The organism is Reyranella sp. GW821-FHT12G01 (assembly GCF_058806575.1).
Genome location: NZ_JBXAPV010000001.1, coordinates 3107344 through 3123689, shown reverse-complemented (window position 1 = coordinate 3123689; position 16346 = coordinate 3107344). Strand labels below are relative to the sequence as shown.

At 66.9% G+C, this 16346-nt stretch carries 14 protein-coding genes; all 14 read left to right on the top strand.

Features of this window, described 5'->3' with window-relative positions; all coding sequences use genetic code 11:
* The first annotated feature begins 23 nt into the window (after positions 1–23).
* The 14 genes from AC1RP5_RS15050 to AC1RP5_RS14985 all read left to right on the top strand — a co-directional run bounded on the left by AC1RP5_RS15050 (position 24) and on the right by AC1RP5_RS14985 (position 16325).
* Complete coding sequence (locus tag AC1RP5_RS15050) at positions 24–722, top strand: GntR family transcriptional regulator (protein ID WP_493111772.1); 699 nt, start codon at positions 24–26, stop codon at positions 720–722.
* The gene (locus AC1RP5_RS15045; protein ID WP_493111770.1) at positions 719–1711 is read left to right on the top strand and encodes a Bug family tripartite tricarboxylate transporter substrate binding protein; all 993 of its coding nucleotides are present in this window, start codon (positions 719–721) and stop codon (positions 1709–1711) included. The genes AC1RP5_RS15050 and AC1RP5_RS15045 overlap by 4 nt, the downstream gene beginning before the upstream one ends.
* A 120-nt stretch (positions 1712–1831) precedes the next feature.
* Positions 1832–2173, top strand: coding sequence for an endonuclease domain-containing protein (locus AC1RP5_RS15040; protein ID WP_493111769.1), 342 nt, complete (start codon positions 1832–1834; stop codon positions 2171–2173).
* 94 nt (positions 2174–2267) lie between these two features.
* On the top strand, positions 2268–5195 hold the full coding sequence (locus tag AC1RP5_RS15035) for an FAD-binding and (Fe-S)-binding domain-containing protein (RefSeq protein WP_493111768.1): 2928 nt from the start codon (positions 2268–2270) through the stop codon (positions 5193–5195).
* Between the two features lie 43 nt (positions 5196–5238).
* Complete coding sequence (nudC, locus tag AC1RP5_RS15030) at positions 5239–6168, top strand: NAD(+) diphosphatase (protein ID WP_493111767.1); 930 nt, start codon at positions 5239–5241, stop codon at positions 6166–6168.
* 16 nt (positions 6169–6184) lie between these two features.
* Positions 6185–7321 (top strand): NADH:flavin oxidoreductase/NADH oxidase, encoded by a 1137-nt coding sequence (locus AC1RP5_RS15025; RefSeq protein WP_493111765.1) that lies wholly within the window; start codon positions 6185–6187, stop codon positions 7319–7321.
* 8 nt (positions 7322–7329) lie between these two features.
* Positions 7330–7689: a response regulator gene (locus AC1RP5_RS15020; protein ID WP_493111763.1), complete on the top strand. Its 360-nt coding sequence runs from the start codon at positions 7330–7332 to the stop codon at positions 7687–7689.
* Positions 7690–7695: 6 nt separating this feature from the next.
* Positions 7696–9873, top strand: a complete 2178-nt coding sequence (locus tag AC1RP5_RS15015) for a hybrid sensor histidine kinase/response regulator (RefSeq protein WP_493111762.1) — start codon at positions 7696–7698, stop codon at positions 9871–9873.
* Between the two features lie 180 nt (positions 9874–10053).
* Positions 10054–11058 (top strand): HlyD family secretion protein, encoded by a 1005-nt coding sequence (locus AC1RP5_RS15010; protein WP_493111761.1) that lies wholly within the window; start codon positions 10054–10056, stop codon positions 11056–11058.
* Positions 11055–12191, top strand: coding sequence for an FUSC family protein (locus AC1RP5_RS15005; protein WP_493111760.1), 1137 nt, complete (start codon positions 11055–11057; stop codon positions 12189–12191). The genes AC1RP5_RS15010 and AC1RP5_RS15005 overlap by 4 nt, the downstream gene beginning before the upstream one ends.
* A 49-nt stretch (positions 12192–12240) precedes the next feature.
* On the top strand, positions 12241–13215 hold the full coding sequence (locus AC1RP5_RS15000; RefSeq protein WP_493111758.1) for a DMT family transporter: 975 nt from the start codon (positions 12241–12243) through the stop codon (positions 13213–13215).
* 272 nt (positions 13216–13487) lie between these two features.
* Entirely contained in the window at positions 13488–14570 is a 1083-nt protein-coding gene (locus AC1RP5_RS14995) for an ABC transporter substrate-binding protein (RefSeq protein WP_493111755.1), read from the top strand.
* Positions 14570–15505 (top strand): ABC transporter permease, encoded by a 936-nt coding sequence (locus AC1RP5_RS14990; protein ID WP_493111753.1) that lies wholly within the window; start codon positions 14570–14572, stop codon positions 15503–15505. Before AC1RP5_RS14995 ends, AC1RP5_RS14990 begins: the two co-directional genes overlap by 1 nt.
* The gene (locus AC1RP5_RS14985) at positions 15495–16325 is read left to right on the top strand and encodes an ABC transporter ATP-binding protein (RefSeq protein WP_493111751.1); all 831 of its coding nucleotides are present in this window, start codon (positions 15495–15497) and stop codon (positions 16323–16325) included. The genes AC1RP5_RS14990 and AC1RP5_RS14985 overlap by 11 nt, the downstream gene beginning before the upstream one ends.
* The last annotated feature ends 21 nt before the right edge of the window (positions 16326–16346 follow it).

The window sequence follows — 16346 nt, the reverse complement described above, 5'->3', positions numbered from 1 at the left end:
AATATGCCAGAGTGAGTCCAGAGATGGATGGCTCGACGTTCCCGATTGCGCGTTTGACCCTGCCCGAGGCGGCGGCCGAGCGGCTGCGCACCCTCATCATCGAGGGCGAGCTAGTGCCGGGCGCCAAGTTGAACGAGCGCGAACTGAGCGAGCGGCTGGGCGTCTCCCGCACGCCGCTGCGCGAGGCCTTCCGCATGCTCGCGGCCGACGGCCTGCTGGTCCAGTTGCCCAACAAGGGCGCCCAGGTCGTGGCGCTGTCGCGCGAGGATGTTCGCGGCGCCTTCGAGGTGATGGGGGCGCTCGAGGGCCTGGCGGGGGAGCTCGCCGTGGCCCGGGTCACCGACGCCGACGTCGCCGATTTGCGCGCCCTGCAGGGAGAGATGGAAGCGGCCCATGCCAACCGCGACCTGCCGGCCTATTACCGGACCAACCGCCTGATCCACGACCGGCTGAACGCGCTGGCGGACAATGCGGTCCTGGAACAGACCTACCGCACCATCAATGCACGCCTGCACGCGCTCAGATTTCGCTCCAACCTCAACCCGGCCAAGTGGGATCAGGCCGTCTCTGAACATCGTTCCATGATCGAAGCGCTTGCCGCCCGGGACGGCGCTGCGCTACGTGACCTGCTCGTGGGGCACCTGCGTGCCAAGCAGCAGGCCGTCCTCGATTCAATGGACAACAGAGACGACAAGAACCTTCTGGGAGGAAAAGAGCCATGACGTCGAGTTTCTCAACCTCGCGCCGCAAAGCCCTCAAGCTCGGCCTCGCCGCGACGCTGGCGGCGCCCGCCGTGGCCCGCGCCCAGCAGGGCTGGCCGAACGGTCCGATCACCTGGGTCAACCCGTTCCCGGCCGGCGGCGGCACCGACGTCTTCGCACGGCCGCTGGCCGCCCAGGTCGGCGAGCAGCTCGGCGTGCAGATCCTGATCGACAACAAGGGCGGTGCGGGCGGCACGGTCGGCGCCTCGCAGGCCGCCAAGATGAAGCCCGACGGCCAGACCTTCTTCGTGGGCGCGATCCATCACACCATCGCCCCGTCGGTCTACAAGAACCTCGACTACGACCTCGAGAAGAACTTCGAGCCGATCACCATGATCGCGCTGGTGCCGCAGGTGATCTCGATCAACCCGAACAAGGTGCCGGCGAAGACCGCGGCCGAGTTCATCGCCTACCTGAAGGCCAACCCGAACAAGGTGAACTACGCTTCGGCCGGCGCCGGCACGGCGCATCACCTCGCGGGCGAACTGTTCAAACTCGAGACCAAGACCGAGATCGTCCACGTGCCCTATCGCGGCGCGGGCCCGGCGATGCAGGACCTGCTCGCCGGCAACGCCGACATGATGTTCGACGGCATGGGCACCTCGGCGCAGCAGATCAAGGCCGGCAAGCTCCTGGGCCTCGCCGTCGCCACCGACAAGCGCGTGCCTGAGTTCCCCGATATGCCGACCGCGGCCGAGATCGGCGTGCCGGCCTGGATCGTGTCGACCTGGTACGGACTGTGGGCGATCAAGGGAACGCCCGAGCCGATCGTGAAGCGCATGTACGACGAGATCGTGAAGGCGCTGGGCAACCCGAAGCTCCAGGCGATCTGGAAGGAACAGCTGGCGCAGGTCGGCGGCGAGTCGCAAGCGGAGTTCGCCAAGCGCATCCGCACCGAAATCGAAAAGTGGCAGAAGGTCGTCGCAGCGGCCGGTGTGAAACTCGACTGAGGATTGAGAGCATCCCTCCCATGCCGCCGCTTTTGAACACCACGCCCTCTCCGCCCGCGTCATACGCGGGGGGAGAGGGAGGGGACCCGCGCGAAGCGCGGGGAGGGAGAGGTGGGTCGGATGCCGGAACACCGCACGACGAGATCGCGAGAACTCCGTCGGGACGGCAGTCGGGCCGAGCAAGTCTGTTGGGAGTTACTGCGCGCCAAGCGAATGGGTGGCGTGAAGTTCAGGCGCCAGCATCCGATAGGTCCTTATTTTGCGGACTTCGCTTGTGTTGCGAAGAAACTGGTTATCGAGATCGACGGCGAGCAACACGCGTTTCAGGTCGAAGCGGACGCGCGGCGTACAGCGGCAATGGAACAGCTTGGCTGGCGGGTCGTGCGGTTCTGGGCGAACGAGATGGTGGCGAATCCAGAGGGTGTCTGGGCGGAGATCGAAGCGCTTCTTCGGGCGCCATGACCCACCTCTCCCTCCCCACGCTTACGCGCGGGTCCCCTCCCTCTCCCCCCGCGTGTGACGCGGGCGGAGAGGGCAATTTTAGGCGTTGGTAGCCATGGCCAGTCTCGAGCAAAATCTGCGTCGCAGCCTGAAGGGCGAGGTGCTGTTCGACAGGGCCTCGCGGGGGCGCTACTCGACCGATGCGTCGATCTATCAGATCGAGCCGGTGGGCGTGGTCGTGCCGCGTGATGAGGCCGATCTCGGGCTCGCCGTCGACATCGCGCGCGATGCCAAGGCCGCGATCCTGCCGCGCGGTGCAGGCACGTCGCAGTGCGGGCAGACGGTGGGCGATGCGCTGGTCATCGACTGCTCGAAATATCTCCGCGAGATCGTGGGCTTCGACAAGGAGAAGGCGCAGGTCACGGTTCAGCCGGGCGTCGTGCTCGACCAGCTCAACGCGTGGCTGAAGCCGCACGGGCTCTGGTATCCGGTCGACGTCTCGACCTCGGCGCAGTGCACCCTGGGCGGCATGGCCGGCAACAATTCCTGCGGCTCGCGTTCGATCCGCTACGGCAACATGGTGCACAACGTGGCGTCGATCGACGCGCTGCTGGCCAACGGCCAGCGGGCGCATTTCGGATCGGGCCGGCCGGAAGACATGCCCGAGGCGGTGCGTGCGATCGCCGACAAGGTGGCGGCGCTGGCCTTCGCCGAGCGCGCCGAGATCGAGCGCATGTACCCCCACGTGATGCGCCGGGTCAGCGGCTACAACCTCGACATCTTCTTCCCGCAATCGGAGCGGCCCTACACGACCGACAATTCGGTGAACCTCGCGCACCTTCTTGTTGGTAGCGAGGGCACGCTGGCGGTGACCGAGCGGATGACGCTCAACCTTTCGCCCTTGCCGAAGCACAAGACGCTGGGCGTCGTGAACTTCCCCAGCTTCTACAAGGCGATGGACAGCGCCCAGCACATCGTGAAGCTGAAGCCCGCCGCGGTGGAGCTGGTCGATCGCACGATGATCGAGCTGGCGCGCGCCAATCCCGCCTTCCGGCCGGTGATCGAGCGGGCACTGATCGGCAAGCCCGAGGCGATCCTTCTGGTCGAGTTCGCGGGCGAGGAGCGCGAGGCCCAGCTGCGCGATCTCGCGCGCCTCGTCGAGCTGATGGCCGATCTCGGCATGCCCGGCAGCGTCGTCGAGATGCCGGAGCCCAAGCCGCAGTCGGAGCTGTGGGAGGTCCGCAAGGCCGGCCTCAACATCATGATGTCGATGAAGGGCGACGGTAAGCCCGTCTCCTTCATCGAGGACTGCGCCGTCCCGCTCGAGCATCTCGCGGATTACACGCAGCGCCTGACCGACGTGTTCGGCAAGCATGGCACGCGCGGCACGTGGTACGCCCACGCCTCCGTCGGCACCCTGCATGTGCGGCCGATCCTCGACATGCGCCGCGACGGTGCGGAGAAGATGCGCGCGATCGCCGAGGAGGCCTCGGCGCTGGTGCGCGAATACAAGGGCGCCTTCTCGGGCGAACACGGTGACGGGCTGGTGCGCTCGGAGTGGGTGGCCTGGCAGTTCGGGCCACGCCTCACCAAGGCCTTCGAGCAGGTGAAGGACCTGTTCGATCCCGAGAACATCATGAATCCGGGCAAGATCGTCCGTGCCTCGCGCATGGACGACCGCTCGCTGTTCCGCTTCAAGCCGGGTTACGAATCGATCAAGTACGAGCCGGCGCTCGACTGGTCGGCATGGAACGTCCAGACCGATCCCGTCACCGAAATCACGACCGCACCCGGCACCGGCGGCGACCTGGCCGGCGGCTTCGCGAAGGCCGCCGAGATGTGCAACAACAACGGCCATTGCCGGAAGTTCGATGCCGGCACCATGTGCCCGTCCTTCCGCGTGACGCGCGACGAAAAGCACCTGACGCGCGGCCGGGCCAACACGCTTCGCCTGGCTCTGTCCGGACAGCTCGGGTCCGAGGGCTTGCGCTCCGACGCGGTCGCCGCGGCGATGGACCTTTGCGTGAGCTGCAAGGGCTGCAAGCGCGACTGCCCGACCGGCGTCGACATGGCGCGCATGAAGATCGAGGTGAAGTCGGCGCGCCGCATGGCGCGTGGCCTTTCGTGGCGCGACCGGCTGATCGGCGGCACGCCGTCGATGGCGCCGTGGGCGCGGCGCATGCCATGGCTGTTCAACGCCGCCTGGTTCGTGCAGTCCTATCTCGGCTTCGCCAAGCAGCGCCGCCTGCCGCAGTGGCGGAGCGACACGTTCCTGTCGACCACCGAGGTCGACGATCGCGACGCCACGGTGGTGATCTTCGCCGACACCTTCTCGAGCAATTTCGAGCCCGAGATCCTGCATGCCGCGCGGCGCGTGCTGACCGCCGCCGGTCATCGCGTCGCGGTGGCCTGGCCGACCATCGGCGCACCGGCGCTGTGCTGTGGCCGGACTTATCTGGCGACGGGCCAGGTGGAGCGGGCGAGGGGCGAGGCGATGCGCACCCTGAACGCGCTCCGGCCGTTCGCGCAGAAGGGCGTGCCGATCATCGGGCTCGAACCGTCGTGCCTGTTCACCCTGCGGGACGAATTCCTGGCGATGGGCCTCGGAGAGGATGCCGAGGAAGTCGCGGCGCACGCCGTGCTGTTCGAGGAGTTCCTCGCGCGGGAGAAGAAGGCGGGGCGTCTCGAACTCGACCTCCAGCCGCTGTCCGAGAAGAAGGCGCTGCTGCATGGCCACTGCCATCAGAAGGCCTTCGGGGCGATGAGCGCGGTGCAGGAAGTGCTGTCGCTGGTGCCCGACCTCGCCGTGACGCCCATCGAATCGAGCTGCTGCGGCATGGCCGGCAGCTTCGGCTACGAGGCCGAGCACTACGAGACCTCGATCGCCATGGCCGAGCTGTCGCTGCTGCCGGCGGTGCGCAAGGCCGATGCACAGACGCTGGTCGTGGCCGACGGCACCTCGTGCCGGCACCAGATCGCCGACGGGTCGGACCGTCAGGCGATACACGTGGCACAGGTGCTGGAGCGCGCGTTAGCCGCCTGATCCAATTGCGGTGGCGGCGGGCCTGTGGCACGGTCCGCGGCCTATGAGAAACCCAAGAAATCCCTATTCCAGCGCCGAAATCGACCGCGCCAGCCACGAGCGCGAGGACGATGAACGGATGATCGAACTGGCCTCCTCGGGGGCCGCACGCTTCGTGCCGATCGACACGGAGAAGAACCTGGTGAAGACCGGCGGCAATCCGGAAGCCGTCTTCCTCCAGGGTATGATGGGGCGCGCGATCGCCAACTCGGCCGACGTCCAGATCTTCCTGGGCTATGTCGAGGGCACGCCGTACTTCGCCGTCGACGTCACCGGCAAGGACGTGCCGCTGACGGACCTGGGCGAGTTCGTCGACCTGCGCCAGGTCGGCCCGCTGCTGTTCGCGCGCGAGGGCTCGATCCTCGCCTATGCGCGCGGCATGACCTACTGGCACCGCCGCCACCGCTACTGCGGCGTCTGCGGCGCCAGCACCAAGGTGACGCGCGGCGGCCACGTGCGCATGTGCACCAACGAGAACTGCAAGACCGAGACCTTCCCGCGCACCGATCCCGCGGTGATCATGCTGGTCCATCACGGCGACAAGTGCCTGCTGGGCCGCGGCAAGCATTTCCCGCGCGGCATGCACTCGACCCTGGCGGGCTTCGTCGAGCCCGGCGAGAGCTTCGAGGATGCCGTGGCACGCGAGGTCTACGAGGAAGTGAAGGTCAAGGTGAAGGACGTCATCTACCGCTCGTCCCAGCCTTGGCCGTTCCCGGCGTCGGTGATGATCGGCTTCCACGCCGAGGCCGAGTCGATGGATTTCAGCGTCAACGAATCCGAGCTCGAAAGCGCGCGTTGGATGAGCCGCGAGGAGCTGCGCACCGAAAACCTTCCGAAGGACGGCTCCTTCTTCATGCCGCGCCGCGATTCGATCGCGCGCCGCCTGATCGAGGAGTGGCTTGGCCACGAAGCCGGACCTTCGATCAACGGCTGATCTTCCAGGGAACACCATGACCGCCCAACTCTTCACTCCCGTCGAGCTCGGCGGCGTCACGCTGCCTAACCGCATCGTCGTCTCGCCGATGTGCCAGTACTCGGCCGTCGATGGCAGCGCGCAGCCCTGGCACCAGGTGCACTACGGCATGCTCGCCATGTCGGGCGCGGGCCTGCTCTGCCTCGAGGCCACGCATGTCGAGCGCGAGGGCCGCATCACGCAGGGCTGCCTCGGCCTCTACAGCGACGAGAACGAAGCCGCGCTGAAGCCCGTGATCGACTGGGTGCGCGGCTGGATGCCGGGCGTGAAGCTCGGCGTGCAGCTTGCCCATGCCGGCCGCAAGGCTTCGGCGCAACGCCCGTGGAAGGGCGGCGGTCCGCTCAGTCAGGCGGATGCGCCGGATCTCCCGTGGACGACCTACGGCCCGTCGGCGCTGGCCTACGATCCGGCCGCAAAGTGGCATACGCCCGTGGCGCTCGACGCCGTCGGCCTGAAGCGCGTGAAGCAGGCCTTCGTCGATGCCGCCGAACGTAGCCTGCGGCTGGGCTTCGACGTGGTTGAGCTGCACGGCGCGCACGGCTACTGCCTCAACCAGTTCCTGTCGCCGCTCAGCAACCACCGCACCGACGAGTATGGCGGCACCGCCGAGAAGCGCCGTCGCTTCCCGCTCGAAGTGTTCGAAGCCATTCGCAAGGTGTGGCCTGCCGAGAAGGCGCTGGGCATGCGGCTGTCGGCGATCGAATGGGTCGAGGGCGGCATCACCATCGAGGATTCGATCGAGACGGCCCGTCAGCTCAAGGCGCTGGGCTGCGACTTCATCGATGTCAGCTCGGGCGGCAACTCGCCGGGCCAGAAGATCGCAATCGCACCTGGCTACCACGTCGGTTTCTCGGCCCGCATCCGCAAGGAAGCGGGCATCAAGACCTGGGCCGTGGGTCTCATCACCGAACCGGAGCAGGCCGAGAAGATCATCGCGGCAGGCGAAGCAGACTGCACGGCGCACGCGCGGCCGTTCCTGCTCGACCCGCGCTGGGCGTGGAACGCGGCGAAGGCGCTGGGTGTGGAAACCCCGCCCTTGCCGTTGCCCGCCGCGCGCGCCACAACGATCCTGCCGTTCAAGCCCCAGACCGGCATGGCCAAGGCGGCGGAATAGGGCTGTTCATGTCGAGTGTTTTGCTGGCTGAAGACGAGTTCCTGATCCGCGCCGTCCTGGTCGATTCGCTGGCCGATGTCGGCATCGACTGCATCGAGGCGGCGACCGGGCGCGAGGCCCTCGACGTCGTGCAGGGCGACAAGCCGCTCGCGGCCATCATCGTCGATATCGGCCTTCCCGACATGTCGGGTGAAAAGGTGATCGAGGCGGCGGCGCTCCATCGTCCCGACGTGCCGATCATCCGCTGCTCGGGCGCGTCGGGGCCAAGCAACCTGCCGCCCGGCATCAAGATGCATTCGTTTCCCAAGCCCTACAGCGCGTCGGAGCTTTCCAACTTCGTGCTCTCCCTCATCCAGAAGGGACAGTAGGCGCACGTGCGGCGGCTCCTGAAACTGCAGACCTGGACGCTTCGCGGCACGACGGCTGCGGATGCCTCCTTCGTCCTTCTGGCCGCCACCGTCGTTGTGCCGGTGCTGCTGTTCATCGGGGCGAGCTGGCTGGCCTATGGCGACACGCAGCGCCAGTACGAGGAGCGTCTGTCGCGGACCCTCGACCTTCTCTATGTCGGTGCCCGGGCGACGTTCGAGACCCAGCAGCTCGTGGTGAGCAACGTGCTGGGCCTGATCGACGACATGAACGACAGCGAGATCCGGCAGAACGAGGCCAAGCTGCACGAGCAGCTCCAGCATCTGATCCGCAAGCTGCCGCAGGTCGAGGACGTGTTCATCCTCGACAAGGAAGGCCGCCCGCTCGCCGCCGCCAACGTCTTCCCGATGCCGGCCAACGTCTCGGCCGCCGACCGGCCCTATTTCATCGCCCATCGCGACGGCAAGGAGATGCGCTACGTCAGCGAGACGTTCCGCAGCCGGATTAAGAGTTCCGACATCTTCCAGTACAGCGAGCGGCGGCAGCGTCCGGACGGCGGCTTCGACGGCGTCGTGCTGGTCGCCATTCCGCCGGCCTATTTCGCCAAGCTGTTCGAGCAGGCCGCGGAGACCGACAACTACACGACGTCGCTGGTCCGCGCCGACGGCGAATTGCTGGCGCGCTTCCCGACGTCTCCCGGCACGGCGACCCGTCTCGAGCCCGGCTCGAAGTTCATGCAGGCGATCGCGCTGGATCGCGACAGCGGCAGCTACAGCAACCCCAAGGGAAGCTTCGACGGCGTCGCGCGAACCGTCGTCTATCGCAAGCTGCCGGATCTTCCGGTCTATGTGGCGGTAGGCGTCGCCAGCGACGCGATGCGCGAGGCCTGGATGCATCGCATGCTGTCGCATCTGCTGTTTGGCCTGCCGGCGACCCTGGCCTTGTTCGCCCTGGCGCTGCTTGCTTCGAAGCGGGCGGCGAGCCAGGGCGAGACGCTGGAACGGCTGCGTGAGGAACAGATCCGGCGCGCGGCGGCGGAAGAGAGCCTGCGCCAGTCGCAGAAGATGACCGCGGTCGGCCAGCTCACGGCCGGCATCGCCCACGATTTCAACAATCTGCTGACCGGCATCGGCGGCGCAATCGAGATGGTCGGACGGCGCGTGCCGCAGCCGTCGCCGGACGTGGTCCGCTTCCTCGACCTTGCCAAGACCGGGGTGTCGCGGGCTGCGACGCTGACCCAGCGCATGCTGGCCTTTTCGCGCCAGCAGCCGTTGCAGATCGAATCGATCGATGCCAACCGCCTGGTGACCGGCATGTCGGAGCTGCTGCGGCGCACGCTCGGCGAGACGGTGCAGATCGAGACGGTGCTGAGCGGCGGCCTGTGGCGGGCGACCGCCGATCCGGCCCAGCTCGAGGCGGCGGTGCTCAATCTCGCGATCAATGCGCGCGACGCGATGCCGGGTGGCGGAACGCTCACGATCGAGACGGCGAACGCCCATCTCGACGACGCCTATGCCGCCGCCAACGCCGAGGTCTCGCCCGGCCAGTTCGTGATGATCGCGGTGTCCGATACCGGCACCGGCATGGACCAGCACACGATCGCGCGGGCCTTCGAGCCGTTCTTCACCACCAAGGAGCGCGGGCAGGGCACGGGCCTCGGCCTCAGCATGACCTACGGTTACGTGAAGCAGATCGGCGGCCACCTGAAGATCTACAGCGAGCTGGGCCACGGTTCGACGGTGAAGGTCTATCTGCCGCGGGCCCAGGCCGAAGCGAGCGTAGTCCCGGAACTCGCGCCGGCGGTCACCGTCGCGGCAGGGGCGGGGCCGGTCGTGCTGGTGGTCGAGGACGATCCCGTCGTGCGCGAATTCGCCGTGGCCGCCTGCCGCGAATGCGGCTGCACCGTCTACGAGGCGGGCGATGGCGAGCAGGCGCTGCGCCAGCTCGAGCAGCATCGCGACATCCAGCTTCTGTTCACCGATGTCGGCTTGCCCGGCGGCATGAACGGCCGCCAGCTGGCTGAAGCGGTGCTGGCGCGACGGCCCGATCTCAAGGTGCTCTACACGACGGGCTACACCGCCAATGCGATCGTTCATCACGGCGTCATCGATGCCGGCGTGAACTTCCTCGGCAAGCCGTTCTCGGTCTCGGCGCTGGCGGTCAAGATCAAGGGCATGGGCTTCTAGCCCCGGACGCGGTACTTTCGGGGTGCGATGCCACCCGACGTGACCCCGCCCGGACAGACGGCGCCTGAGACCGCGCCTCCATCGGAACTGCCTGTAAAGCCGGCGACCGTGCCAGCGGCGCCGTCGCCCGTCATTGCCAGCCCAACGGCCGAACCCACACCGGCCCCATCGCCCGCTCCCGTGGCTCCGCCGCCGAAGCGGCCGGCGAAGGAGACCAGCCGGCTGCACCGGCTGATCACCGTCGGCGGCACGATCCTCGGCCTGTTCATCCTCTACGAGGTCTTCACCTATTTCGTCGCCTATACCGACGATGCCTATGTCCGCTCCGACCTGGTGGCGGTGGCGCCGCAGGTGACCGGCCAGGTCATCGAGGTCCACGTCGTCGACAACCAGGAGGTCAAGGTCGGCGACAGGCTGTTCACGATCGACCCGGTGCCGTTCCAGCTCGTGGTCAATCAGTGGAAGGCGCAGATGGATCGCGCCGAGGCCGAGCTCAAGGTCTCGCAGGAGCAGCTGGCGACGGCCCAGGCGACCCTGCAATCCTCGACGTCGAGCCACACCTACGCCCTGCAGGAACAGAGCCGGTTCTCCGATCTCGCCAAGCGCGAATATGCGCCGCGCGCCGAGCTCGACCGCGCGAACGACGAGCTGCGCCGGTCGCAGGCCGAGATGACGATCTCCACCGTCGCCATCGCCAAGGCGCAGACCGACATCGGCGCCCATCAGGCGTCGCTCGAGCTGGCGAAGGCGCAACTGGCGTCGGCGCAGTGGAACCTCGACCGCACCGTGGTGCTCTCGCCGACCAACGGGCCGATCACCAACCTCACGCTGCGCAAGGGTGACATGGCCACGATCAACGTGCCGATCATCGGCATCGTCGACGCTGATGCCTGGCGTATCATGGCCAACTACAAGCAGTATTATATCCGCGACCTGAAGATCGGCGGCACGGCCTGGGTCTGGCTCGACAGCGCGCCGTGGCACTTCCACAAGGCCAAAATCACCGGCATCGCGCGCGGCTTCAGCCGCGAGCCCGGCGTCGAAAAGCTCCTGCCCTATGTCGCGCCGACGACCGACTGGATCCGCCTGCAGCGCCGGATCCCGGTGACGATCGTGCTGGAAGACCCGCCGCCCGGCTTCAAGCTCTACATGGGCGCCGACGCGCGGACGGTGATTTTCCCGTGAAGTGGGCCTTCGCCCAGGGCGTGATCGACGATTTCGCCGAGGGCCGCCGCATGATCGGCGAGACGCTCACACGGTTCTTTCAGGAGCTGGCCGAGCTGGGCGAGGACCCGGTGCGCAATCGCCAGGGTGTCGTGGCGGCCTCGTCGGTCGTGCTGTCGACGACCCTGGCGCTGCTGCTGCAGATGGACTCGCCCTGGTGGTCCGCGATCAGCGGCTACATGTCCCTGATGGCGACCGGCGCCGGCTCGGTACGCCGCGGCCTGCTGCGCATGACCGGCACCGTGATCGGCGCGGCCATGGGCTTCGTCATGGCGCGCTGGCTGCCCTACGATCATTTCGCGCTGTGCCTGTTCCTGGCCGCGACGACCATGCTGGGCGTGATCGCCATGCAGGTCAGCCCGCATGGCCTCGCCTGGCTGTTCATGACCATCACCTCGAGCATGGTGCTCCTGATGAGCCTGGACAATCCGCAGCAGGCCCTCGAAATCTCGGTCTACCGCGTGCTCGACGTGGCGATCGGCGTCACGTCGGCGATCATCGTGGCCAACGTCCTGCAGGACTGGCACGCCGATAAACCTCCCACAGCGCCGGGATGGCGCCACCTGCTGGGCGCGCAATGGCCGTCGGTGCTGCACGGCCTGCGCTCGGCGATTGCCGTGGTCGCCGTGCTGGAAATCTGGATCGCCATCGACCTGCCGGACATCTCGCAGATGGCGGTCACCATCGCCGTCGTCATGTCGGCGCCGCTGATCGCCGAGGGCGGGCTCGGCACGCGCCACCAGGTCGCCGAGCGGTCTCTGCATCGTTTCCTGGGCTGCCTGATGGGCGGCATCGTGGCGCTGGCCTGTCTCGCCCTCCAGGTCGAGTCGTTCCTGTGGTGGCTGGGGCTGATCGCCGCCGTGGTCTGGATCGGCATGCACGTCCAGATGGGCAAGCGGGGAGTGGGCTATGTCGGGACCCAGTTCACCTTCGTGTTCATCATCACGATGATCCAGGGGCTGGCGCCGCCCAGCAGCATCATGCCGGGGGTCGACCGCTTCGTGGGCATTACCGGCGGGCTGGGAATCCTCATGCTCGTCTCGCTGATGCTGTGGCCGAGCGACGAGGAGATGAAGGCGGACCGGGAGGCCTGAGGACCAGCAGAGGTCTGTTCACGGCCCATGCCATCTGCAGGGCGGACCCATGCGCCTGCCGGGATTGCGTTGTCCGCCTCAGGCGCTTGTTCGGCGGGTGGGGGGCGCTAGTTTGGCCGCGATGAAAGTTGACGCGCCTCCGCCGACCGACCGGATCCTGCGGGCCATTCTGTCGATTATCTTTTCGGTCCTGTGCTTTTCCGTCCTGAACGCCATGTCCAAGACGCTGAGCCAGACCTATCCGGTCATCGAGGTCATCTGGGGCCGCTACGTCTTCGCCTTCGTCTTCATGATGGCGATCTTCCTGCCACGGGCGGGTCTCGCGCTGTTCCGCTGGCACAACGTGCCGAGCCAGATCGTGCGCGGGCTGCTGCTGTTCTTCTCGTCGTTCCTCTATTTCCACGGCATCGTCGACATGCCGCTGGCCTCGGCCGCCTCGATCTCGCTCACCAGCCCGCTGATCGTCACGGCGCTGTCCTCGAAATTCCTAGGCGAGCCGGTCGGGCCCAAGCGCTGGGGCGCTGTGGTCATCGGCTTCGTCGGCGCGCTGATCGTGGTGCGGCCGGGCTCGGCGCATTTCGAATGGCATTCGCTGTGGATCGTCGGCAGCACGATCTGCAGCTCGCTCTATCAGCTCTTCTCGCGGCGCTACGGCCAGGCCGAGCGGCCCGATTCCTCGGCGACGATGGCCACCATCGTGGGCACCGCGGTGGCGTTGCCGATGCTGCCGTTCGAATGGGTGACGCCGACCTTCGGCTGGCACTGGGTGCTGTTCGTCGGCATGGGCATCATGGCGGGCGTCGGCCACTACTTCCTGACCATCGCCTACAGCCAGGCGCCGGCCGCCGTCGTGGCGCCCTTCAATTACGTGCAGCTGCTGGGTGCGGCGCTGCTGGGCTATCTCGTGTTCGGCGACTTTCCCGACTTCTGGACCTGGGTCGGGGCGGGTGTGATCATCTGCTCGGGCCTCTATCTCGGACACATCGAACGGCAGCGGCATCGCGCCATGATGAAGAAGTCCTGATCAAGAAATAGCGCGCGTGGTCAGGAATTGACCTGAGGCCGCGTGGCCGCGCGGCCGACACACGATGCCATCGCTGCTTTCGGGCGCTGGCACATCCCTTGCTTAAAAATCAGCAGCGCAGAATCGCGCTAGCGCGATTCTTCTCGGTTGGCGTGCCGGCACCTTTGAGGACGGTCGCGCCGAGTGGCGACCGACAAGGAGTTGTCAGTCGCAGAATCGCCAGAACCCAGCATTCCAAGTTCAAAAATCTCCGCTGCCCGAGGAGGCTCTCCATGTGTGATCGCATCGGCTGTACGCATTTCCCGAACCTGTCCCAGATGAACTTTGCCGGTGCCGCCGCGCCGTCACGCCGTGGTTTCCTGAAGGCCGCCGCCGCCGTCAGCACCATCACCATGGCGGCGGGGCCGGGCATGCTGCTGAGCGGCCCCGCTCACGCCGGGCCGGCGCTGAAGTCGACCCACGGCACGGGCTTCTGCAATCTCAACTTGTTCCTCGCCCATTCGCGACAGTTCGCCAAGGACGCCGGCACCGAGCTGGTGTTCGTGAACACGCCGACCTCGGCCGAGATGGTGACCTTCCTCGGCATGGGCCAGGTCGATCTCGGCCTGATGCCCTACACCAGCTTCATGGCGCTCTATGACGCCGGCGCGCCGGTCAAGATCGTGGCCGGCGGCGGTGTCGAGGGCTGCGCGATCGTCGCGCGCCCGGGTCTCGATTCGCCCGAGAAGCTCAAGGGCAAGACGCTCGGCACCTTCCAGCTCGATACGCTGGAGGTCATGCCCTACGACTACCTGAAGAAGCACGGCGTCTCCTTCAAGGACGTGAAGGTCCGCTACATGGGCAACACGCCGGAAGCCGTCGAGGCCTTCAAGGCGGGCGCCATCGACTGGATCTGCACGATCGAGCCCTACGCCACGGCGCTGGTGAACGACGTCAAGGGCGCGGTGATGCTGACCAACGGCGTCGACCTCTACGGCAAGGGCTACACCGACTGCGTGCTGGCCTCGCGCGCCAGCCTGATGAAGGACAATCCCGCCGGCCTCAAGGCCGTCATCAAGAGCATGATGCAGGCCCAGCTCGAGGCCGAGACCAAGACCGACGACGTGCTGAAGGAGCTTGTAGGCAAGTACTACAAGACCTCGATGGAGAACGCGAAGATCGCCCAGGGCAAGCAGCCCGCGATCGTCGATGCGCGCAGCCAGACCGACTTCATCCTGCAGCGCACCGACAGCGTCATGGAGATGGGCTACATCAAGAAGAAGCCCGGCCGCGACGCGATCGACTGGACGCTTCTGGAAGAGGTCATCAAGGAGAATCCCGACCTCTACGGCAAGCTCAAGTACAAGTCCGCCTGATGGCCGTCGTCACACGCGACAGCGAGCCATCGGGTTCCGCCGCCGGGACATCCCGCCCGGCGGCGGTTTCCCGCTCCTACCCAGGGCTCGTCAACCTGGAATGGCTGACCAAGGCCTGGTGGACGATCCTGTCGATCAGCCTGTTCGCCGGGATCTGGGAGGCCTGCTGGTTCTTCGGCTGGGCCGACCCGAAGCTGCTGCCGCCGCCGCACATCTTCCTCGGCAACCTCGCGGAGCAGGGCAAGTTCTTCAACACCGCCACGCGCTGGCAGGTCGGGCAGGCGATGAATGCCGGCCCCTCGGCCTTCGAATCGGTGATGATCACGGTGGGCGCCACGACCGCCCGCGTCTTCGTCGGCCTCGCGATGGCGTCGGTGCTGGCGATCGGCATGGGCGTGCTGATCCGCTACTACCATTTCTTCGACAAGCTGGTGCTGCCGACCATCACCCTGCTGTCGCCGGTCTCGCCGATCGCCTGGCTGCCGGTCGCGATCTTCCTGTTCGGCATCGGCAACGCGCCGGCCATCTTCATGGTCGTGGTGGCGCTGTTCTTCCACATGGTGCTGGCCACGGTCGCCCAGATCGACGGCGTCAGCCCCAACTTCATCAACGTCGCGCGCACGATGGGCGCGTCGAAGCGGCAGATCTACTGGCGGGTCATCGTGCCGGCGATCCTGCCCGGCATGCTGCAGGTCCTGCGGATGAACCTGTTCGGCGCCTGGATGGTCGTGCTGGTCGCCGAGTCGACGGGCGTTGGCTACGGCATGGGCCAGGTCATCATGCTGGCGCGCAACACCTTCAACCCGTCGCTGGTGTTCTTCACCATCGCGGTGATCGGCGTGCTGGGCTTCGCCTTCGACTGGCTGCTACGCCAGGCCCAGCGGCGCATCCTCTACTGGCTGCCCGACACCAAGGAGAAGCTGCGTGGCCTTTGATGATGCCCCACCGACTTTTTCGTCCAAGGACGCCGTGGTCTGCCGCGGCGTCGGCAAGACCTGGGCGGCCGGCACGAGGCGCGCCCACAACGCCCTGACCGACATCGACCTCGACGTGGCGCCGGGCGAGTTCGTGGTCTTTCTCGGCCCCTCGGGCTGCGGCAAGAGCACCTTGCTCTATCTGATCGCCGGTCTCGAGGACGCGACCGAGGGGCGGGTCTGGTCGTTCGGCGATCTCGTCGAGACGCCGTCGCCCGAGCGCAGCCTGATCTTCCAGGAGACCTCGCTCTTCCCGTGGCTGACGGTCTGGGAAAACGTGAGCTTCGGCCTGTCGATCAAGGGCGCAAGCAAGGAGGAACGCCGGGCCGTCGCCGCCGAGGCGCTGCAGCGCGTCGGCCTGAAGGCTGCCATGGACAAGCGGCCGGATGAGCTGTCGGGCGGCATGCGCCAGCGGGTGGCGGTGGCGCGCGCGCTCGCCATGCGGCCCAAGGTGCTGCTGATGGACGAGCCCTTCGCGGCGCTCGACGTGCAGACGCGGGCCCGCATGCAGGATTTCCTGCTCGATGTCTGGCGCGATTCGGGCGCCTCGGTCCTGTTCGTGACGCATCACATCGACGAGGCGGTGGCGCTGGCCGACCGGGTCGTCGTGTTCACGTCGCGGCCGGGTCGCATCAAGACCATCGTGCCGATCGACCTGCCGCGCCCGCGCAATCTCTTCTCGCGCGAAGCGGAGGATCTAAGGATCCAGCTCACCGACCTGCTGCGCGACGAGGTCGACCGCGCCTTCGCTGAACAGGAAGCGCTCGCCGTCACCGCCTGATTTCGTAATCATTCATCAAAG

Coding starts and splice junctions, on each gene's coding strand:
- AC1RP5_RS15000 (WP_493111758.1), top strand. CDS start 12,241: ATGCGCCTGCCGGGATTGCGTTGTCCGCCTCAGGCGCTTGTTCGGCGG.
- AC1RP5_RS15050 (WP_493111772.1), top strand. CDS start 24: ATGGATGGCTCGACGTTCCCGATTGCGCGTTTGACCCTGCCCGAGGCG.
- AC1RP5_RS15035 (WP_493111768.1), top strand. CDS start 2,268: ATGGCCAGTCTCGAGCAAAATCTGCGTCGCAGCCTGAAGGGCGAGGTG.
- AC1RP5_RS15040 (WP_493111769.1), top strand. CDS start 1,832: ATGCCGGAACACCGCACGACGAGATCGCGAGAACTCCGTCGGGACGGC.
- AC1RP5_RS15020 (WP_493111763.1), top strand. CDS start 7,330: ATGTCGAGTGTTTTGCTGGCTGAAGACGAGTTCCTGATCCGCGCCGTC.
- AC1RP5_RS14990 (WP_493111753.1), top strand. CDS start 14,570: ATGGCCGTCGTCACACGCGACAGCGAGCCATCGGGTTCCGCCGCCGGG.
- AC1RP5_RS14995 (WP_493111755.1), top strand. CDS start 13,488: ATGTGTGATCGCATCGGCTGTACGCATTTCCCGAACCTGTCCCAGATG.
- AC1RP5_RS15025 (WP_493111765.1), top strand. CDS start 6,185: ATGACCGCCCAACTCTTCACTCCCGTCGAGCTCGGCGGCGTCACGCTG.
- AC1RP5_RS15045 (WP_493111770.1), top strand. CDS start 719: ATGACGTCGAGTTTCTCAACCTCGCGCCGCAAAGCCCTCAAGCTCGGC.
- nudC (WP_493111767.1), top strand. CDS start 5,239: ATGAGAAACCCAAGAAATCCCTATTCCAGCGCCGAAATCGACCGCGCC.